This is a genomic window from Paenarthrobacter nitroguajacolicus (assembly GCF_051027655.1).
GTDB classification, from domain to species: Bacteria; Actinomycetota; Actinomycetes; order Actinomycetales; family Micrococcaceae; genus Arthrobacter; species Arthrobacter nitroguajacolicus.
Map to the genome: position 1 here is coordinate 3567762 of NZ_CP073234.1, position 20867 is coordinate 3588628.

The 20867-nt window shown below is 60.1% G+C and carries 15 protein-coding genes; 5 read left to right on the forward strand and 10 right to left on the reverse strand.

Going from position 1 to position 20867, the window contains the following annotated elements; all coding sequences use genetic code 11:
* Positions 1 to 15 precede the first annotated feature (15 nt).
* Entirely contained in the window at positions 16 to 2031 is a 2016-nt protein-coding gene (locus KCX59_RS16850) for an S-layer homology domain-containing protein (RefSeq protein ID WP_179019517.1), read from the reverse strand.
* 1738 nt (positions 2032 to 3769) lie between these two features.
* Here KCX59_RS16850 and KCX59_RS16855 point away from each other — a divergent pair.
* Positions 3770 to 4156 carry a hypothetical protein gene (locus KCX59_RS16855; protein WP_434122495.1) on the forward strand — a complete coding sequence of 129 codons (387 nt, stop codon included), beginning with the start codon at positions 3770 to 3772 and terminating at the stop codon, positions 4154 to 4156.
* 19 nt (positions 4157 to 4175) lie between these two features.
* Here KCX59_RS16855 and KCX59_RS16860 read toward each other — a convergent pair whose 3' ends face one another.
* From KCX59_RS16860 to pdhA, 7 genes are all read right to left on the reverse strand, one after another.
* Positions 4176 to 6791, reverse strand: a complete 2616-nt coding sequence (locus KCX59_RS16860) for an AMP-binding protein (protein WP_179019513.1) — start codon at positions 6789 to 6791, stop codon at positions 4176 to 4178.
* 64 nt (positions 6792 to 6855) lie between these two features.
* On the reverse strand, positions 6856 to 8022 hold the full coding sequence (locus tag KCX59_RS16865; protein ID WP_178997447.1) for an ABC transporter ATP-binding protein: 1167 nt from the start codon (positions 8020 to 8022) through the stop codon (positions 6856 to 6858).
* Entirely contained in the window at positions 8019 to 9617 is a 1599-nt protein-coding gene (locus tag KCX59_RS16870; protein ID WP_179019511.1) for an ABC transporter permease, read from the reverse strand. Before KCX59_RS16870 ends, KCX59_RS16865 begins: the two co-directional genes overlap by 4 nt.
* Before the next feature lie 4 nt (positions 9618 to 9621).
* On the reverse strand, positions 9622 to 10671 hold the full coding sequence (locus KCX59_RS16875; protein WP_179019509.1) for an iron ABC transporter substrate-binding protein: 1050 nt from the start codon (positions 10669 to 10671) through the stop codon (positions 9622 to 9624).
* Between the two features lie 335 nt (positions 10672 to 11006).
* Positions 11007 to 12509 (reverse strand): dihydrolipoamide acetyltransferase family protein, encoded by a 1503-nt coding sequence (locus tag KCX59_RS16880; protein WP_256871613.1) that lies wholly within the window; start codon positions 12507 to 12509, stop codon positions 11007 to 11009.
* Between the two features lie 2 nt (positions 12510 to 12511).
* Entirely contained in the window at positions 12512 to 13612 is a 1101-nt protein-coding gene (locus KCX59_RS16885; RefSeq protein ID WP_179019505.1) for an alpha-ketoacid dehydrogenase subunit beta, read from the reverse strand.
* Entirely contained in the window at positions 13609 to 14826 is a 1218-nt protein-coding gene (gene pdhA, locus KCX59_RS16890) for a pyruvate dehydrogenase (acetyl-transferring) E1 component subunit alpha (RefSeq protein ID WP_179019503.1), read from the reverse strand. Before pdhA ends, KCX59_RS16885 begins: the two co-directional genes overlap by 4 nt.
* A gap of 171 nt (positions 14827 to 14997) precedes the next feature.
* On the opposite strand from pdhA, the gene KCX59_RS16895 reads away from it, so the two are divergent.
* Both KCX59_RS16895 and KCX59_RS16900 read left to right on the forward strand, forming a co-directional pair.
* Positions 14998 to 15462 carry an Lrp/AsnC family transcriptional regulator gene (locus KCX59_RS16895; RefSeq protein ID WP_179019501.1) on the forward strand — a complete coding sequence of 155 codons (465 nt, stop codon included), beginning with the start codon at positions 14998 to 15000 and terminating at the stop codon, positions 15460 to 15462.
* A complete protein-coding gene (locus tag KCX59_RS16900) occupies positions 15459 to 16007 on the forward strand; it encodes a YdcF family protein (RefSeq protein ID WP_179019499.1) in 549 nt (182 codons plus the stop codon). Before KCX59_RS16895 ends, KCX59_RS16900 begins: the two co-directional genes overlap by 4 nt.
* 735 nt (positions 16008 to 16742) lie before the next feature.
* Here KCX59_RS16900 and KCX59_RS16905 read toward each other — a convergent pair.
* Together KCX59_RS16905 and rfbA are read right to left on the reverse strand one after the other, a co-directional pair.
* Complete coding sequence (locus KCX59_RS16905; protein WP_179019497.1) at positions 16743 to 16925, reverse strand: hypothetical protein; 183 nt, start codon at positions 16923 to 16925, stop codon at positions 16743 to 16745.
* Positions 16926 to 17186: 261 nt separating this feature from the next.
* Positions 17187 to 18083 (reverse strand): glucose-1-phosphate thymidylyltransferase RfbA, encoded by an 897-nt coding sequence (gene rfbA, locus KCX59_RS16910; protein WP_179019495.1) that lies wholly within the window; start codon positions 18081 to 18083, stop codon positions 17187 to 17189.
* A gap of 55 nt (positions 18084 to 18138) precedes the next feature.
* On the opposite strand from rfbA, the gene rfbB reads away from it, so the two are divergent.
* A complete protein-coding gene (rfbB, locus tag KCX59_RS16915; protein ID WP_179019493.1) occupies positions 18139 to 19137 on the forward strand; it encodes a dTDP-glucose 4,6-dehydratase in 999 nt (332 codons plus the stop codon).
* A 1-nt stretch (position 19138) separates the two neighbouring features.
* Positions 19139 to 20551, forward strand: a complete 1413-nt coding sequence (locus tag KCX59_RS16920; RefSeq protein ID WP_179019491.1) for a sugar nucleotide-binding protein — start codon at positions 19139 to 19141, stop codon at positions 20549 to 20551.
* Positions 20552 to 20867 lie beyond the last annotated feature (316 nt).

Consider the following 20867-nt stretch of genomic DNA (forward strand, 5'->3'; position numbering starts at 1 on the left):
GACGGCTACCGCCGCTTATCCGTTCATGTACTTCTGGTGGTACCTGTACATGAACGCTGCCATGGCGTCGCGGTTCACTGGCACCAGCGGCCGGAACGTCCTGGAACCGTCCGCAGCCGTCCAGCCCGTGGAGATCCCGGCTCCAGCCAACCAACTGATTTCCGCGAGGAACTGAGCGCCCATCGGAACGTCAACGAAGACCTGAGAATCCACGAACGCGGGTTTCCCGGCAAAGCGGTACATGAACGCAGCCATCGCGTCGCGGTTCACCGGTTGCACCGGCCGGAACGTCTTGGAACCATCCGCTTCGATCCAACCGGTCGAGATCCCTTGGGAAGCCAACCACGTGATTTCCTTGTAGAACTGCGTGCTGGGTGTGATGTCCGCGAACGGAGACACCGCCGGAGCGCTGAATTCGGGTGAACCCGCAAGCCGGTACATGAACGCAGCCATCGCATCCCTGTTCACGGCCTGGACCGGACGGAACGACTTGGAACCGTCGGCCTCCGTCCAGCCAGTGGAGATGCCCTGGGAAGCCAACCACGAGATCTCGTCGAAGAACTGGGCGCCAACGGGAAGATCCGCGAACACTACAGGGGCCGGGGTTGCCTTGAAGACCTGCGACCACTCGGATGTTGCTCCCTCGGCGAGAACATAATCCGTTACTGCTTTGGCGGTTACGGTCACTGTTCCTGAGCCCGGGTAGGTTCCGGCCGCGACGACGTTTCCGCCGACCAGGTACTCCACGCCGGCCGTTGCCGGGATCGTGTACGTGTCGTCCTTTGTGCCATGCATGTCCGTGAACAGCACGGGAGCGGGGGTCACGACGAACGGGGTCGCTTTGAACTCGTGCGCCCACTCAGATGTTGCACCCTCGGCGAGCACATAATCCGTTACCGCTTTCGCGGTTACGGTCACTTTTCCTGAGCCCGGGTACGTCCCGGCCGCAACGACGTTCCCGCCGACCAGGTACTCAACCCCGGCCGTTGCCGGGACCGTGTAGGTGTCGTCCTTCGTCCCATCAACATCCGTGAACGTCACCGGGGCGGGGGTCACCACGAACGGGGTCGCCTTGAACTCGTGCGCCCACTCAGAAGTCGCGCCCTCAGCCAGCACATAATCCGTCAGTGCCTTGGCGGTCACTATCACTGTTCCGGAACCCGGGTACGTCCCTGCAGCGACAATGTTTCCGCCGACCAGGTACTCAACCCCGGCCGTTGCCGGGACCGTGTAGGTGTCGTCCTTCGTGCCATCAACATCCGTGAACACCACGGGGGCGGGGGTCGCCACGAACGGGGTCGCCTTGAACTCGTGCGCCCACTCAGAAGTCGCGCCCTCAGCCAGCACATAATCCGTCAGTGCCTTGGCGGTCACTGTCACTGTTCCGGAACCCGGGTACGTCCCTGCAGGGACAACATTCCCTTCAACCAAGTACTCAACCCCGGCCGTTGCTGGAATCGTGTAGGTGTCGTCCTTCGTGCCGTCAACATCCGTGAACGTCACGGCGGCTGGGGTCACGACGAACGGGGTTGCCTTGAACTCATGCGCCCACTCCGTCTCTGCACCGGCAGCGAGCACATAAGCCGGCAACGCCTGCGCAGTGACCGTCACCGTTCCGGAACCCGCGTACGTCCCAGTAGCGACGACATTCCCGCTGACCAAGTACTCCACGCCGGTGGTAGAGGGGATGACATAGAAGCCGTCCTCGGTACCTTTCTCATCCTTGAATGTAACTGGAGCGGGAATAACTTTCTTCTGGTAAGACAAGACGCCTAGGTCTTTTGGCTGCCCAGAGGTCGTCTCAACAGTAGTGGCCTCTCCCGAAGATGTGGTACCCGGGAAGTAGAGCGGATCATCGGCTACGGGCTTTGCAGAGACGACGTATTCGCCTGACGAAAGCCCGGAAATGCTAAATCTTCCCTGATTGTCGGTAGTCGCCGTACGTGTAACAAGGGCACCATCTTTATGCGCTGCTTCGATGAGGACATCAGTAAACGGTAGCCCTGTTCTGTCCAGAAGTTGTCCTGTCAAGGAGGCTCCCTCAAGAAGTTTTGCATCGATATTGGACGTATATGAACCTGCTACGACAGTTACTTCTCCGGCCGCCTGGAGTCCTTTTGATTCCGGGAGCTTCGGATAGTATTGCTTTTCAAATTCGGTGGGAGTGGACTCATCAAATGAGACTTTGTAGCTTCCAGGCGATATGCCTCCCAATATGAAAATACCATTCTGATCTGCATTTTCAGAGAAAACAACCGAGCCGTCAGTTGACAAAACATTCACGGCAACTCTGTCATATGCTTGTATTCTTGAACTCGAGACGGTTCCCCTAATACTCCCGCCCATTTCCAAGGTGGAGTCCCGGAGGCCGACAGTCTCCCCAGCAGTGACAATCAACGGCTCGGCCGATGCTCGTCGCCCATCGCCCCCATACCATCGATCGACAATGTGGTTCATCCTGTCGTGGTCCGTGAACCTCACTTCGTACGTTCCAGATCGCAATCCACCGATGGTGTAATTGCCGTCTTTTGCGACATAGCCTGTGGCCGTAACTCCTATTTCACCGATGCGGTGGGCCTGCGCGTAGAATCGCGACACATCTACACCCGAGGGAGCAATAATCTTTCCCTTGAGAACAGCTGGCGCGTCCAGAGTGGCGTCAGCCTGCACGACTTCGGATTCGGCAAGGCTCACGGGCTCCGACCTCCAGGAAGCACTGTCTGGGTAAGGTTCACCGACGACGCCACCATCCCTGCTTTCAAACCTGATCCAGTACTGCCCCGGATAAACGTGCTGAAGACTATAAGTTCCGTCAGAATTCAGGTTCTTTTCGTATTCATAGCCATACATGTTGGCACCCTCAACGGACTGGACGGATAGGAAGACCTTCGACCCGTCCACTCCGGGCGGGAGAGTAACACTGCCCTTTACATGCGCACCTTGAGCAAGCCGGTATTGCCCTATTGTTGAATCCACGCCCGCCTTAATGGAAATGTTTTCGGGGAACTGACCGGATTGCAAAGTTGTATAGTACTGGGGCATAATCTGCTTGGCATAAGAACCAATATGTAGCTTATACACACCAGGCGTCAGCGTTAGGAATGTAAACGATCCATCAAATCGTGGGCTTGCAGTGGCAATGGTATTATGGTCCGAATAAGCATAGAGATTTAACTCAGTGTAGTCAATATCTCCCGGCGCAATAATCTGCCCGGACAACGTCCCGTAATTCGACTCGGAGGCGTTAGCCGGATTGATACCAGTAATAATAAAAACAGACGAAATCAGCAGTATGCAGAATTTTCGAAGTGTAGATAGAGATGTCGAAAGACTCAAGGATCCCCCCAGTTGAAATCAGTGCAGATGCAACTCCGGTTCAACTGAACAGGCTGCACACCAGATCTTATCCGGGTCCGCCGCCCTTATGGCGAGAAAAGTTCCACGCTTCGACCCGTGGCCATGCAGTGGACCTCTGCCCTACCCGGAGATGGCCTCGCCGCCCATGAAGGTGCTGCAGGAGCCATCACCCTCATCGTCCCGCGGCTGGGAAAAACAGCATCCGTCCGTGGCGCAGGACTCACGCTAGCTGGTCGACAGCATGGGGCCGACTCGGCCGTTCCTACATCGGAGAATGATACGTTCCCGCCACACAACGAAAGATCTCATCACGTACAGCGTCTACGGGGCGTTGGTGGTTCCCCATGTCACCAGCCTACGGACGCGGCACGGGCCTCAAAGCCATCGGCACTACCGTCCGGATAGGATTCGAGTGATGTTCAGCCAAGACAAGAAGTTTCGCAGGCCCGACGGAACCCTCTATGACCCCAGCAGCTTTAACGTGCGCCAGTACGAGGAGCAGTACGGCCCCGGCGGTGTGCCGGAGGGGTATTCCATGGACGCCATCACGCCCGTCCAGAGCCCTGGACTCATCACAGCTTTGGCGGTCTTCCTCACACTCATATCCGTCGGCATGCTTGCGGTGAGTTTCTTCGTCATAGCGTCCGGCGGGGAGCTGAAGTTGATCCTGCTCGGGTTCGGGGTGGGCACCGGCGGGCTAGTGATGTCCGTTTACGCGTTCCGGCTCGCGGTAAAACGACGGCGCTGGCTCCGGGAGCAGAGAGCCAAGGCCGCGCACACGCAGGCGCCCGGCCGGTGACCAACACACCAGCCAGTGTTCATGACGTAATTCTCTGAACATTACGCCGAGCACAACTGCGGGCCCGTAGCCACCGTTCGGCGTTGCCCATCGCGCGGGTTGCCAAGGCCCAGTACACCACTCCTGCCGCCAGGGATGCCGCCACAGCCAAGCCTTTGCTGAACTCATCGAAGTACGGATACACAAGCCAGTGAGTGACGTAGATATACAGGGAAGAACTCGCGAGCAGAGACGTGATGCGATGAAGGCCGCGGGGAACGGGCAACGTAGGGATCCACAGCAGAATGAGGAAACCCACCAGGATGGTGGCGCTACGGTATTCGTCTGGGAAGGATCCGGGAATCGTCAACAGGGCCAGGGCCGTCATGGCAGCTCGTTGCCACCATCGCCGGGACACCGCCGCCGCCCAACCGAAGGCGAAGAGCCACAGTACAGGTCCCTGCCCCGGGTAGGGCAGTTGAACGACATCAAAGCGCTGCAAGAGATCAATGCCTGCCAGGACCAGTGGAAAGGCCCATGGCCATCTGCGCAGCGCCCTGTCAACGCCGGGAATGGTCAGGAGGATCGCCAAGCCGAGCAGGATGTGGACCAGCACCTCAACGAACCAAAAACGCGACAGGTCAGTCCACCCTGGCGGACCCACCAAGGAATTCAGTAAGAAGACGTTGTGCCAGCGATAGTCGTCGGTGACGACGAACGCGAGGCCGATCACTGCGATGCTGGGCACCACTATCCGCGCGACAGCCCGCAATTGCCGTCTAAGCCGCTCGCGCCTGGACCCCGTGAGCTGGAAACGCGCAAAGTTGTAGCCGGCCAAGGCCATGAGAACGTGCGCGGTGCCTTCCCAAGAGAAAAAGTCGATGTGCGTGGCCACGATGAACACGATGGCCACAGCACGGAGAACGATCCCTGTTTCCATGCTCGCGAGCAGCTTGCTTTGCCACTTCTGCACGGCACGGCCAACCGAGCCCGGAGCTCCCGCTTTCCCCAAGTCTCCCGACGGTGCTGAGTCCGGCGCGGGAACGAGCTCACAGATGGGCATCGTGTGCCATCCTTGTGGAATCCGGCCAAGAACCTTCTCCAGCCGCACCGACACCGCTACGTAAGATAGCGAGTCTCCACCCAGGGAAACGAAACTGTCCGTGATAGCAACGTCCTGGCGCTCCACGGCATCCGCGAAGATTTTCCGCACAGAATCCGTCGTCGCGGGCGAATTGTCGTCGTCGGCGTGCAGAACGTCTTCCGGCGGGGCCGGCTCCGGACGGACGGACAGCGCCAGGATAGCGGGGTAGTCAGGTTTCCCGTTGGCCAGCCGCGGAATGGACGGTACAGAGTAAAGTTCGACGGCGGCACGCGGCACCCGCAGGTCCTGCGCCAGTGTTTTGGCGACCAAGGCAAGGTCATGGTCGCCTTCCACTGCTGCCGCCACAATCTCGTCCGAACCGGCAGCGGCGGCGCTAAGGCCAAGGTCCGAAAGGATCCGCTCTACTTGTCCCAGATCAATCCGGAGTCCTGCGATTTTGACGAACCTGCTGCGCCGGCCAACGATCTCATAGAGGCCGCCCGGGCCTTGACGAGCAAGGTCGCCGGTACGGAGCTCCGTAATTTCGCGGCCGAGAGCCAGATCCTCGGGTCGCTCCGCATAGCCCAGCATGACGTTGGGGCCGCTGAATACGAGTTCGCTGGCATCGAGCCCCGGAACGGGTTCAAGCCGGAACGCCCCGCCTGGTACTGGAATTCCGATTGCATGCGGGTGGACTACCGCCTGGTCGGGCGGCAAATAGGCCATCCGCGCCGTCGCCTCCGTCTGCCCGTACATGACAAAAAGGTCCCAGCCGCGTTTTTGGCCCAGTTCAGCGAATGAACGGACCTTTTCCGGTGCCAGACGGCCTCCGGCCTGAGTGATGTAACGCAGGCTCGGAAGGTCCATGCGCTCGAAGCCGACCCGGTCAAGAAGATCGAAAGTGTAAGGCACGGCGGCGAACGACGTCACGTGCCGGGACCGGACCAGTTCCCAAAAACAAGGGTCCACCACCGACAGGTCTGTCAGTGCGATCGAGGCACCCACCAGCAAGTGGCTGTTGACCACGCTCATCCCGTAGCAGTACGAGAGGGGAAGCGTGGTGGCTGCGGTGTCACTTGGACGCAGGTGCAAGTACTCGGCGATAGCGGTCGCGTTGGCCTGAACGGAGGCACCGGAGAGACGGACAAGTTTCGGTGATCCGGTAGAACCTGAGGTGCTGACCAAAAGCGCCAACTCAGGGTGTAAATCGTGCCGGGTCTCATCCCTCCGGATGTCCAGGACACAATCGCCGTGCGCTGAACGGGCAACAATGTCGGGATCATAGGCGGCAATGAGCTTTTCGGAAGCTTGGCCACCGCCCGGGGGCAAGATCAGCAGCGGATGTCCGGATGCCATCGCGGCGAGATAGACGGTCAGCGAAGACAGGGTGTTCTCTGCCTCAAGGGCAATGAGGCGTCGGGCGGGACCGAACGAACGCGACATCGCCCCGACGAGTTGGGCCAGCTCACCATAGCTGATTGAGCGGTCGCCAACGCTGATGGCGGGACGGTCTCCGAACGCGGCCAGGTTGGCGGCGAACGAAACTCCGGCCAAATCCGGCTGAATAGTCACATCCGAAATTGAACAAGGTAAACCTAACCTAACTGGATTATGCCCCGTGCCCCGAATATGACAGCTAAGCGCTCACCGGGAACGCGACGCCCTCTCCAACCACCCGAAGGCAGAGCTCCGTTCCAGGTTTGGTGATGGATGCATTCCAATGCCTGATGGTGATGACTTCGCCGCCGCCTGGGTAGCGGTGTCCATAGCCGGAGCTTCCTCCGTCGGGAGCAGCATGAGCACCGAGCTTGATGCGCACAGTGGTTTCCGGGCCAAAGTAGTCGGTGTCCACGACGACCCCGCGGATGGGGCCATCCGGGGCGATGCGGATTTGCTCCGGTCGCAGCATGAGTTGGACTTTGCCTTGTGCGGGCGGGCGCCTGACGGGGATGCCGCCCAGAGAGCATGTGGCCAGGGAGCCTTCCATCCAGGCGTCCAGAATGACAGCTTCCCCGAGGAACTCCGCGGTAGCACGGTCCGCGGGACGAGTGTAAACGACGAAAGGGTTGCCAATTTGGGCCAGTGTTCCATCACGCATGATGGCCACTTGGTCCGCGAAGGACAACGCCTCGGCTTGGTCGTGGGTGACCAGGATGGTGGTCACGCCTGCTTCGTTCAGAACCTTGGCCACGGCCCTCCGCGTGGCGACGCGAAGCCCGGCGTCGAGGGCTGAAAATGGCTCATCGAGGAGCATCAACTCGGGCTCCCGGGCCAAGGCCCTTGCCAATGCAACCCTTTGTTGCTGACCGCCCGACAACTGGTGGGGGCGGCGCTTTGCCATGGACGCATCGAGCGAAACCATGGCGAGCAGTTCCTCAACGCGTGCCCGCACGCCCCGCCGACCGCCGTCGAGCTTTCCAACGTCCAGACCGAAGGAGATGTTCTGCCCCACGGAAAGATGGGGGAAGAGGGCACCGTCCTGGGCAACATAGCCCACGTGTCGCTTGTGCGCGGGAACCCGGATCCCGTTTCCCGCAACGAGAGTCCCCTTCAGGCTGATCGCGCCTGTGGTGGGATGTTCAAAACCGGCGATGAGCCTGAGCAACGTGGTTTTGCCCGAACCTGACGGACCCACAATGGCCGTGGTGCCACCCTTGGCTACGGAGAGGTCAATTCCCCTTAACACTGTCTGCGGACCAAAATTCTTGGTGACGCCGGCAATGTCGAGGTGAGTGTCCGTTGTTGGTGCAACAGAGGGTGCAACGCGCGGGGCCGCGAATCCCGGGGAGGAATGAGTAGTCACTGTCCGGCCACTTTCTTGGACTGTTGGAAGAGAAGGTACGTCATGGGCGCCGAGAGCAGGATCATCAGCAGCGCATAAGGTGCCGCGCCGGTGTAGTCGATTTCGCTGGTCTTGCTCCAGAACTCCGTTGCCAAGGTTCGGGTACCGTTTGGCGCGAGCAGGAGCGTGGCCGTGAGTTCATTGACGATGGCGAGGAAAACCAGTGCAGCTCCCCCGGCAGCGGCAGGGGCAGTGAGCCGCAGGGTGACTTTGAAGAATGACACCAGCGGCGCCTTACCCAGGGACTGGGCGGCTTCGTCGAGCTCCTTGGGTGCTTGGGCCAGACCGGAACGGAGGTTGACCAAAGCCCGCGGAACAAAAAGCAGCACGTAGGCAGCGATCAGGACACCGGCGGTTTGGTAGACACCCGGAATGGCACGGATGCTAACGGTGACGAAAGCAAGGCCCACCACGATCCCGGGCAGCGAGCTGGTCACGTAGTTGGAAAGCTCAAGCATTTTGCTGAACCAGCTGGGGTGCCGGACGGCCAGGTAGGCCATGGGGAAGGCCACCACCGTGGTAATTGCAGCGCCTACTGCCCCGTACATAAGGGTTTGCAGGAGCGCCGGGACGAACTCGTTCGCCGCCCACACATCCGGCCCTCCAGCTACGGTCCAACGCAACACAAACCACACAGGAAGCCCGAAAGCCAGGACGGTCAGACTCAACAACCCCAGTTGCGCCGGCGCTTGATAGTGTCCGAGCGGAATTCGGGTGGCTTTGGCTTGGGCACCGGAACCTATGCGCGCATAGCGGGCGGTGCCGCGGCTCTTCACCTCGGCGAGCAACAGAATGAGGCAGAGAAATACCAGGACGCTGGCCAGCATATTTCCTGCTGTGCCGTTGAACGTCGACTGAAACTGGACCATGATCGCCGTGGTGAAGGTATCAAAACGGATCATGGCGAAGGCTCCATACTCCGCCAAGAGATGCAACGCCACCAGCAGAGCCCCGCCGGACATGGCGATACGAAGTTGCGGCAGCACCACACGGAAAAACACGGCCCACGGGCCAAGACCCATCGAGGCGGCGGACTGTTCGATTGCCGGGTCCAGCCTGCCCAGAGTGGCGGCCGCGGGGATGTAGACCAGCGGGAAGTAGGACAGGGTGGCGATGAGTACGCCGGACCAGATCCCCTCCAGCGAAGGAACCGCGGACACCCATGAGTAGCTGTTCACAAACGCCGGGATTGCCAAGGGCGCTGCCAACGCGACGGCCCACCAGCGGTGCCCGCGGAGGTTGGTCCGCTCCACCAGCCAAGCGCCGCCCACACCCAAAACCAGGCACAGGGGAACCGTCAGAACCATCAGCATGATGGTGTTCAGCAACAGCTCTCCGACCCTCGGCCGGACAATGAGCTCGACGACGGTGTCCCAGCCTGTCGCTGCTGTCATGTAGACGACGTAACCCAAGGGCACCAGCGAAAACAGTGCAATCAGCACTGCCAGCAAAGACACCGTGGACACGCCGAAAGGCGGGCGGGGGCGCTTGCCCCCACCCGCCGTCGTCGTGCTTTCCTGACTCTGCGAGCCGGAAGCCGAGAACCGAACGGTCACGGAATTACAGCAGTCCTGCCTTGGTCATCAGATCGGTGACCTTGGTGGAATTCAGCTTGGCCGGGTCAACGGCAGGCGCCTGCAGATCCTTGATCGGAACCAGCTTCTGGTTCGCATCAACCTGCGACGCGATGGCGTACTCGAACGACGTACCGTTCTTGAGGATCTCCTGGCCCTGCTTGCCCGTGACGAACTTCAGGAATGCCTGGGCGTCAGCCGCCTTCTTGGAGGACTTCAGGACACCGCCGCCGGAGATGGAAAGGAATGCACCCGGGTCCTGGTTCTTGAAGTAGTACGGCGTGACGTTTTTGGAGTTCTCGCCGGTCTTGGCCTGATCGCCGTAGTAGTAATAGTGGTAGATCAGTGCGGCGTCCACTTCTCCGGCGTTGACCGCCTTCATAGCCGTACCGTTGCCCTTGTAGGCCTTGAAGTTCTCCTTCATGCCCTTGAGCCAGGCTTCCGTAGCGGCCTCGCCCTTGAGTTCGAGCAAGGCGGCAACAATCGCCTGGTAGTCGGCGCCGGTGGGCGAAGCAGCCCACTTGCCCTTCCATTCGGGGTTGGCCAGATCAAGCATGGACTTAGGCAGCTTGTCTTCGCTGATCTTGTTCTTGTCGTAGACCAGAACAGTGGAGCGGGCGGCAATGCCGGTCCACTTACCCGTGGAGGGGCGGAACTCTGCCGGGACCTGATCGATGGTGGCCTTGTCCACATCTGCGAAGAGACCCGCGTTTTCAACCTGCGCCATTGCAGGTGAGTTCTCCGTGAGGAAAACGTCGGCCGGGGAAGCTGCGCCCTCTTGGACGATCTGGTTGGACATCTCAGTGTCCGAGCCCTGTCGAAGGGTGACCTTGATGCCGGTCTCCTTGGTGAAGGCGTCGATCCATTCCTTGGTCAGGCTCTCGTGCTGGGCGTTGTACACCGTGATGCCTTCGCCTGAAGCAGCGGCATCAGAGGCGGCAGGTGCGGTGCCGGCGTTGGAGCCACAGGCCGCGAGGCCGAGGGCTGCGGTGGCGGCGAGTGCAATTCCGGCCAGCGCGTTCTTGCGGAACTTCATGGGGGGCTACTTTCTTGGGGAAGAAGGGGACGTTGGGGACTATCTCCTGCAAGAACTTTAGGTTAGCCAAGCCTAAGCTTCCAATCCTGAGGGGTTTGCCCAGCTTGAGTCAGGGCGATTGTTACGACGGCACTGGCGCGTGGCGCTACCCGAGGGACATGAGCGAGCGTTACGCCCAACCCCGAGGGATGTGAGCGAGCGACCCGCCCAAACCCTCGGGAGGTGAAAGAGCGTCCCGCCCAAACCCGAGGGACATGAGCGAGCGACCCACCCAAACCATCGGGACATGAGCGAGCGTCCCGCCCAAACCCGAGGGACATGGGAGAGCGTCGGGGTTACATGTCTGCGAGCGCGCCGCCAGGGTTCTCGATTGCGTCGGCGACGTACCTGAGGAAGCCGGCAGCGGTTTCACCGTCGCACACTCGGTGGTCGAAGGCGAGGGTCAGCTCGGTGACCTTGCGGACGGCCAGCTCACCGTTGACCACCCAGGGCTTGTCGATGATGCGGCCCACCCCGAGCATCGCAACTTCGGGGTAGTTGATGATCGCGGCCGAGCCGTCCACACCGAACACGCCGTAGTTGTTCAGCGTGAAGGTGCCTGAGCCCAGTTCGGTGGGGGTCGCCTTTCCGTCACGGGCGACGGCGGTGAGCCGGCGGATCTCTGCGTCCAGTTCGCGGGCACTCAGCTGGTGCGCGTTCCGCACGGACGGGACTACGAGTCCGCGGTCGGTCTGGGCAGCGAAGCCGAGGTTAATGCCGTCGAAGCCAACGATTTCCTGCGAGCCATCCGAAGCAGTCTCAAAGCGCGTGTTCAGGGCCGGGTACTTTTTTAACCCAGCCGTGACAAAACGAGCGATGAAGGCCAGCAGACCGGGGGTATCGTGCGGCGCGCGCTTCTTGAGCTCGGCCCGCATCTCCAGGAGCGCGGTAGCGTCCACGTCCACCCAAACGGTGGCTTCCGGAATTTCCGAGCGGCTGCGGGTCATGTTCGCAGCTACGGCCTTGCGGACCCCACGGACAGGCGTCCGCGCCGAGACAGCCAAGCCAGTCCGGCTGTCCACGGCACCTGAATCGGCAGAAGCGGGAGCGGCAACACGAGAAACAGCAGAAGCGGGAGCAGCAGGAGCAGGAACAGAAGGAGCAGCCGGTGCCTCCGGCGCAGAAATAGCCGCCTCCACATCCTTACGCATGATCAACCCGCTGGCACCCGAGCCCTCAATCGCGTCGAGGGAAACACCGTGGTCGCGCGCCATCTTGCGGACCAGCGGCGAGATGACAGCACTGAGCTTGCCGGGGATTCGCGTCCCAGCCACAGCCGGTTCCATCACCGGCTCAGCAACGGCAACCGGAGCAGAAACAGAATCAGCAGAACCACTCGCCTTCCGTGGGCGGGTCCGGCCACCGGTGGCTCCCCCTGGCGTACCGTAACCAATCAGCACGTTGCCCGAGCCGGCCTTCTCCTCGGTCCGGTACGTCTCAGCAGCAGCTTCCACGGCCGGCGAAGCGTCAAGACCCGAGGACACCGGCGAAGGATCCACAGAACCAGCCGGGACAGGAACAGGAGCGGCAGCGGGCGAACCCGCGGAAGAACCAGCGCGAGCGATCGAGATCAGCGGCTTGCCGACGTCGAGCGTTTGACCGGCCTCACCGTGCAGCTCGGCGACGGTGCCGGCGTAAGGCGAGGGCACCTCAACCATGGACTTGGCGGTCTCAACCTCTGCGATGGGCTGGTCAACCACAATCTCGTCACCCACGGCAACGAGCCAGTTCACCAGTTCGGCCTCGGTGAGGCCCTCCCCCAGGTCGGGCAGTTTGAAGACCTGCATATCTGAGCTCATGGTCAGTCCTCCCATTGAAGGTCGTCGACGGCGTCGAGGATGCGGTCGACGCTTGGCAGGTAGAAGTGCTCCAGCTTGGGAGACGGGAACGGGACGTCGAAGCCGGTCACGCGGAGGATCGGCGCGGCGAGGTAGTGGAACGCGCGTTCCTGGACGCGGGCCACGATCTCGGAGGACACGGACGCGAATCCGTGGGCTTCGGCGATCACGACGGCGCGTCCCGTCTTGCGTACGGACGCGCAGACGGTTTCGTCGTCGAAGGGGACGAGGGTGCGGACGTCGATGACTTCCAGCGATCGGCCTTCTTCGGCGGCGGCTGCGGCAGCCGCGAGCGCGGTGGGGACCGACGGGCCGTAGGCGATGAGCGTCGCGTCCGTGCCGGGACGGGCGACAGCTGCGCGGCCTTCGGTGGAGGTGCCGGCGTCGTGCTCTGCTCGCAGCGCACCCAAGTCCACCTGGTCCTTGGACCAGTAGAGCTTCTTGGGTTCCATGAACATGACGGGGTCATCGGAGTCGATGGCTTCGCGGAGCATGCGGTAGCCGTCGGCCACGGTGGCCGGGGTGTAGACCTTAAGGCCGGCGGTGTGGGCGTAGTAGGACTCGGAGGAGTCGCAGTGATGCTCCACTCCCCCGATGCCGCCGGCGTACGGAACACGGATGACCATGGGCATTTTGAGTTTGCCCTTGGTCCGGTTGTGCATTTTGGCTACGTGGCTGACGATCTGTTCGAAGGCCGGGTAGGCGAAGGCGTCGAACTGCATTTCGATGACGGGTCGCATGCCGTTGATTGCCATGCCCACGGCCATGCCAACGATGCCGGATTCGGCGAGCGGGGTGTCGAAGCAGCGCTGTTCGCCGAATTCGGCCATGAGGCCGTCGGTGATGCGGAAGACGCCGCCCAGCATGCCCACGTCCTCGCCGAAGACCAGAACGGAGGAGTCGGCGCGCATCGCGTCGGCCATCGCGGTGTTGAGGGCCTTGGCCATGGTGAGACTCTGCGGGCCGGTGGCTTCGGCGGTGGCCGCGGCGGAAGCGGCGGCGCTGGCGGTGGCTGCGCTGACGTTGGCTGTGGTGGTGCCGCTGGCAGTAGTGGTGACGGTCATTTTGCGCTCTCCGATCCGGTGTTGTCGGCGCTTTCAGCGCGGGCGAGTTCGCTGGCCAGCAGTTCGGACTGCTCTTTCAGCTGCGGGGTTTGCTTGGCGAAGACGTACTTGAAGAGGTCCAGCGGCTGCACTGGAACGTCCTCCCCCAGGCCTTCGCGGAGCTGGGTAGCCACGGCCTCGGCATGCGAAGCAATGCGCTCCGAAGCGGCATCGTCCAGCAGGCCCTTGTCCGTGAGGTAAGACTTCATGCGTGCCAGCGGATCCTTGGCCTGCCATTCAGCAACCTCGCTGTCCGGGCGGTAGCGGGTGGCGTCGTCGGCGTTGGTGTGTGCCTGCATGCGGTACGTGTGTGCCTCGATCAGCAACGGACCGGATCCTTCGCGGGCCAGCTTCACGGCACGGTCCATCACGGCGAGCAGCGCGACAAGGTCGTTGCCGTCAACGCGCTCACCGGCCATGCCGTAGCCAACAGCCTTGTGGGCGAGCGACGGCGCCACGGACTGGTGGCTGAGCGGTACGGAGATGGCGTACTTGTTGTTCTGCACGAAGAAGATGACGGGCAGGTGGAAGACGGCGGCGAAGTTCAGTGCCTCGTGGAAGTCGCCTTCGCTGGTGGCGCCGTCGCCGCACATGGCCATCACTACGGTGTTCTCACCGCGCAGCTTGGCAGCGTGGGCAACGCCCACGGCATGCAGCAGCTGGGTGGTCAGCGGGGTGCACTGGATGCCGACGTTGTGCTCTTTGGGGTCGTACCCGCCGTGCCAGTCGCCGCGGAAGATGGTCATCACCTCAACGGGGTCCACCCCGCGGGTCATGACGGCGACGGCGTCACGGTAGGTGGGGAACAGCCAGTCACCTTCGCTGAGGCACATGGCAGCTGCAACCTGGCAGGCTTCCTGGCCGTGGCTTGAGGGGTAGACGGCCATGCGGCCCTGCCGGACGAGCGCAGAGTTCTGGTCGTTGACGCGACGCCCGACGACGAGCTGCTCGTAAGCGGCCATCAGTTCAGCGTCGCTGGGCGTGGGGTACTCGTGGCCGGGTTCGGTGCCTTGCTCGTCATGGGAGCGGAGCGTGCCGTCCGGGTTCACCATTTGGATCTGGTGCCGGGCGGGGAGCATGTAGTCCTCAACGCTGATGCCGAATTTTGTCCGAACGTCAGCAGCTTGGTCCTCTACAGCCGTTTCCGGCGCAGAGTGGTCTGCGTGGATCGTCATTGGTCCGTCCTTCTCTAGCCACTATGTGCTTCCAGTATGTTCCCCGGCTCTGTTTCGTATCCAGCTTTCCGCCGAATCATGGAAGCCCTTGCCTAAACTGGGTATTCTGAAAGACGAATTGCAATTGTGAGCTGGGTAACGTGCCCGTGCTGTGGACGAATTGGAGAGCCAGTGAGCGAGGCCGAGGCGGAGCAGACCGCCGTACCGCTGGACAGTGTGGACCGGGACATCATCCGCGAGCTGACCACCGACGGGCGTATGTCCATCACGCAGGTGGCGGAGAACGTCCACATCAGCCGCGCCCACGCGTACACCCGGATCGCCCGGCTCACGGGCGAGGGCGTGCTGACCAAGTTCACGGCGCTGGTGGACCCCATCAAAGCGGGCCTTCGGTCGTCGGCTTACGTGACGTTGAAAGTTCAGCAGCATTCGTGGCGCGAACTCAAGGAACAGCTCCGGGCCATTCCGGAGATCCATCACATTGCTTTGGTGGGCGGCGACTTCGACGTCATCCTCCTGGTCCGCGCCACAGACAACATCCACCTCCGCCGCATCATCTTTGATCAACTGCAGTCCATGGACGGCATCCTGGACACCCAAACCTTCCTGGTGTTCGAGGACGTAGACACCAGGTGACGTTCAAACGAAAGCTCGCCTGGACGTTGGTGGCTTGCGTCCTGGCGGGTGTCCTGTGGCTCATTGCTGCTTTCCAGCTCTTTCATAACCCGCCCCACGCCGCTCCCCAGCGAACCGACGCCATTGTGGTCCTCGGCGGCATGAGCAACGAACGACTCCCGGTGGGCCTCGCCTTACGGGACCAGTTAGGGATCCGGGACTTGGTGGTTGTCACCACGGGGCTGCCGGCCAACGCCGGTTCGGATGAGTTTTGTGAAGAGCACGACGGCGTCACTCACCTGGACTGCTTCCGTCCGGATCCGCTGAACACCAGGGGCGAGGCAGCCCGGCTCCGGGACCTCGCAGCGGAGCGAGGCTGGACGTCCGTGACCGTGGTGACGTCCGATTATCACGTTCAACGAGCCGGCACGCTGATGAAGCAGTGCATCGCAGCCGACGTGCAGATGGTTGGCACCGAGCCGCAGCTCTCCCCCGCTGGCTGGGTGTGGCGATTCGTGGTGGAAACGGGTGGGCTGTTTGATGTGTGGTTGCGGCCTGAGTGCTAGGACACCGTGACCGCCGATGAGTGGTCGACACCTTATTTGCTTCGAGCGAGCCCGGGGGGCAGTAATTGTCCGAGCGCGAAACCACCACGCCTATTGCCAGGTTGTTGCGGCCTCCATCGTGCCATTCGGGCGATCCAGGTCGACGCCGCTCTCGTCAGCGTTGAAACCTGCCTTCGCACTTCCTGGAAGCAGCGAACCCCAAAATCAGCATCCGAATTTTTCACTGTCCTCAGAAACACCGGGCCGGGCAAACCTGCCAGCAGAGGTCTGTCTGCCAAGAATATATTTGGGTGACGGGCAACTCGCGCGTCACCGTGCTGTTTACTAACGCAGACAGGCAACGACGGTGACCACGCATGAGTTGCTGGGTGTGGGGCGCGCCGGGTGCAGGAGTTTGAACGGATCTGTGTATTGGGGTTCCACCACCGCAAGAACATTCGAGTCTTAGGCGTTTGGACATAGCCGTTGAGTGCAAGTGCTTGAGCCCTCGAAGCAAGTAGGCCGTTGGCAACGAGGTCTCCAAGAGCGACAAAGCAGGAGGGGCAGCCAGATCTACCGCTTCGATCCGACTGAGCGCCGCGCTCCCTCACTATCAGCCGCTTCCGGTCGTGTGGATCCAGCTTCCAGGTCCACGGGACTTGGAAATGAAGTCCCTCTCTCAGAAGTCGCGCTAAACCAAAGCCCCAGATTCACGCATGCACAACAGGGCGCCTATCCGCCCCCAAGCGCCGACTATCAATCGCCAACGTACTTCCGCCGAAACAATGCACGGATGGCATGCTCGATGACGATGGCGGGGAGCACGATCATGGCTGCCGTGACAGAGACGACCGCCAATCCAGCGTCTCGAACCAATCCGCCCACAGGTTGACTTGCTTCTTGGGCCCAGTACGGACCTTCGTCCACGAGAGTTATCATCCACTGATGCTAGGTAACCCGGAAGCAGCGCACACGAGTAGTCGGTACCTGTTTTTTTATCGGCGACTACTTGGTTGAATCCTGCATCCGGACAGAAACAAACTCGTAGCATGTGCCTGCTTCACAGAGCTTTGTGCATGGGCCTCGCATGGCAGAGAATCTGTTGTTGCGCTCAACGCACACCTGCACATCGCCCAAACATCGAGATGGGCACGTCCCCTAAAATTAGAGCAGGCCCTAGCCGTCCACAGCAGTCACTTACTACGAGACAGGCACAGATCTCGGATCCGACTGCTTCAATTCCAGAAGGCTCAACAGGTACGCGCCGTACCCGCTCTTGACCAAAGGCTCGGCCCGCGCGCGTAGTTCATCATCTGTGAGGAAGCCCGACCTCCAAGCGATTTCTTCAGGTGCACCGACTTTCAAACCCTGCCGGTTCTCAACAGTTCGAATGAAGTTTGATGCGTCGCTGAGATCCTCGAACGTGCCTGTATCTAGCCATGCAGTCCCCCTAGGTAAAACTTCGACCTGGAGTTTGCCGCGCTCCAAGTAAGTTTTGTTGACGTCAGTGATCTCTAGCTCACCACGATCTGATGGCTTAAGGTTTCGGGCGATCTCTACGACGTCATTGTCGTAGAAGTAGAGACCGGGAACGGCGTAATTGCTGCGAGGGTTGTCGGGCTTTTCCTGTAGCGAGATCGCACGGCCGTCCTGATCGAACTCCACGACGCCATACGCCTTGGGATCCTTTACCCAGTAACCAAAGACCGCACCGCCGTCGACGTCTGCATATCGGCGCAGTTGGGTGCCCATGCCTTGTCCGTAGAAGATATTGTCACCGAGGACCAGGGCAACGGTGTCGCCACCAATATGGTCTGCTCCAAGGGTGAAGGCCTGCGCCAAACCATCGGGCGAAGGCTGCTGAACGTAACTTAAGTTCACACCAAAACGGGAGCCGTCTCCCAAGAGACGTTGGAACTGCTCCGCATCATGGGGCGTCGTAATAATGAGGATGTCACGAATGCCCGCCAGAATCAGCGTCGACAAAGGGTAATAGATCATCGGTTTGTCGTAGACAGGGACAAGTTGCTTGCTGATGCCGAGGGTGATCGGGTGCAAGCGCGATCCAGTTCCCCCAGCCAAGATGATTCCTCGCATGATCAGATCATTCCGTGTTCGTGTGCGCATCCGCAAACCCGTAAGGTTATGCGTCATGGGGCAGATACTCGTTACCGGCGGCGCCGGCTTCATTGGTTCAAACTTTGTTCACTTTATTGTTGAAAACACGGATCACAGTGTCACTGTGCTTGACAAGCTCACGTACGCGGGAAATACCGAGTCTCTTGCAGGGCTCCCCAGCAACCGGGTCAAGCTGGTTCAAGGTGACATCGCGGATGCAACGGTTGTCGACGGCCTCGTCGGAACACATGACGTAGTAGTCCACTACGCAGCTGAATCGCACAACGATAACTCCTTGCATGATCCGCGTCCTTTTCTCGACACCAACATCATTGGCACCTACACGCTGATCGAAGCTGCGCGCAAGCACGACAAGCGCTTCCACCACATTTCAACTGATGAGGTGTACGGGGATCTGGAACTCGATGACCCGGAGCGCTTCACAGAGAACACTCCGTACAACCCTTCCAGTCCGTACTCGTCGACCAAGGCGGGTTCAGACCTTTTGGTCCGGGCATGGGTGCGTTCATTTGGTCTGCAGGCCACAATCAGCAACTGCTCCAACAACTATGGCCCGTACCAGCATGTCGAGAAGTTCATACCTCGCCAAATCACCAATGTCATCGATGGAGTGCGCCCCAAGCTCTACGGCAAGGGCGAAAACGTCCGGGACTGGATCCACGCCAATGACCACTCCTCCGCTGTGTTGGCCATCATCGAGAATGGCCGCATCGGTGAGACGTACCTCATCGGAGCTGACGGTGAAAAGAACAATAAAGACGTAGTGGAACTGATACTTGAGCACATGGGTCAAAGCCGCGACGCTTATGACCATGTGGTCGACCGTCCGGGCCATGACCTCCGATATGCAATCGATTCCTCCAAGCTACGCACGGAGTTGGGCTGGAGCCCTGAGTACTCCAACTTTGACGCTGGCTTGAAAGACACCATTGAGTGGTACCGCGACAATGAAGCATGGTGGCGCCCGCAGAAGGCCCAAACTGAGGCCAAGTACACGAAGCAGGGTCAATAGTATGTCGATCGAGTTCTCCAAGCAGTTGACGGCAACAGAAACACCAATTCCCGGCGTTGTACTTTTTGATCTGCCCGTCCACGGTGACAACCGCGGGTGGTTCAAAGAGAACTGGCAGCGCGAGAAGATGCTGGCCCTTGGCCTCCCCGATTTCAAGCCCGTCCAGAACAACGTCTCCTTCAATGAGAAGGCAGGAACAACCCGCGGCATCCACGCGGAACCATGGGATAAATTCATTTCTGTCGCCAGCGGCAAGATCTTCGGTGCTTGGGTCGACCTGAGGCAAGGGCCCACATTCGGAAACATCTTTACTGCGACCCTGGATGCAAGCCAAGCGATTTTCATTCCCCGTGGCGTTGGCAACGCTTTCCAGACTCTCGAAGACAACACTGCCTACACGTACTTGGTAAACGATCACTGGAGCGCGGATGCCCAAGGGCAATACACGTTCCTGAACCTGGATGACGACACTGTGGCTATCGACTGGCCCATTCCGTTGTCTCAAGCGGAGCTGTCTGACAAAGACAAAGAACATCCACGGTTGCTGCATGTGCGCCCCATGGAACCAAAGAGAATCCTAGTACTGGGCGCTAATGGCCAACTCGGAACGGCACTTCGCAAGGCTTTTACAGGTGACTCCTCAGTCGAGTTTTGCGGGCGTGAGGAATTTGATATCGATGATGATGCAGCATACACATCGAAAAACTGGAATAGCTATTCAACAATTATCAATGCAGCAGCCTACACCGCCGTCGATAAAGCTGAGTCCGCTGAAGGACGCAGAGCTGCCTGGGCGACTAATGTTTCAGCTATTACGAAGCTGGCAAAAGTGGCTATCGACCACAGCCTGATCTTGGTAAATGTGTCGTCTGACTACGTTTTTGACGGACAACACGAGTCTCACAGGGAAGACGAACCATTTTCGCCTCTTGGGGTCTATGGACAAACTAAAGCCGCCGGCGACGCCGTAGTGAGTGTTGTCCCGAAACACTACATAGTTAGGACTAGCTGGGTCATCGGCGAGGGCCACAACTTTGTTCGTACCATGGCGAATTTGGCTGGCAAGCGTATTGCTCCCTCCGTAGTTAACGATCAATTTGGTCGCCTTACTTTTGCTCAAGAGATTGCGGAGTCCATTCGTCACCTTTTGTTCACGAAGGCAGCCTACGGCACCTACAACGTCAGCAATGATGGCGAAGTTCAATCATGGGCCGATATCGCTTCCCAGGTCTACCGCCTTGTAGGAGCATCCCCTGAGGATGTTCACGGGGTGTCGACAGAGTCCTACTTCCGCGATAACCCGACGGCCGCCATCCGCCCAACTTACAGCGTCCTTGAGCTCGACAAGATACGGCAATCAGGTTATGAAATGAGTTCAGCTCAGGAACAACTAATTAGATACTTGAACGAGTAGTCGCCGGCTTGCCTGCACGAGAATCGGCATCCTGCGGGGCATGACCGCTCTGCTAGCGCGTCTTCCAAGTGGACGTCGCCTCGGAAGGATTCAATGACCGACGCATTTCAAGCTGAAATCGGCTCCTCCGCAGGCAGCCTCTATCGTCTAGTTTTGCGTTCCAGAGGCCAAAGTTGCTTGTGTCGAAAGCTATCAACTCTTCACACTTGTTACGACGCACGAGGTCAACGTTCGGGGCCGAGTACAATAGATTTAGCCATCGATATGCCAGTCCTAGGGACATGCCACCAGGCGACTTTGGACCATGACTCAGGGG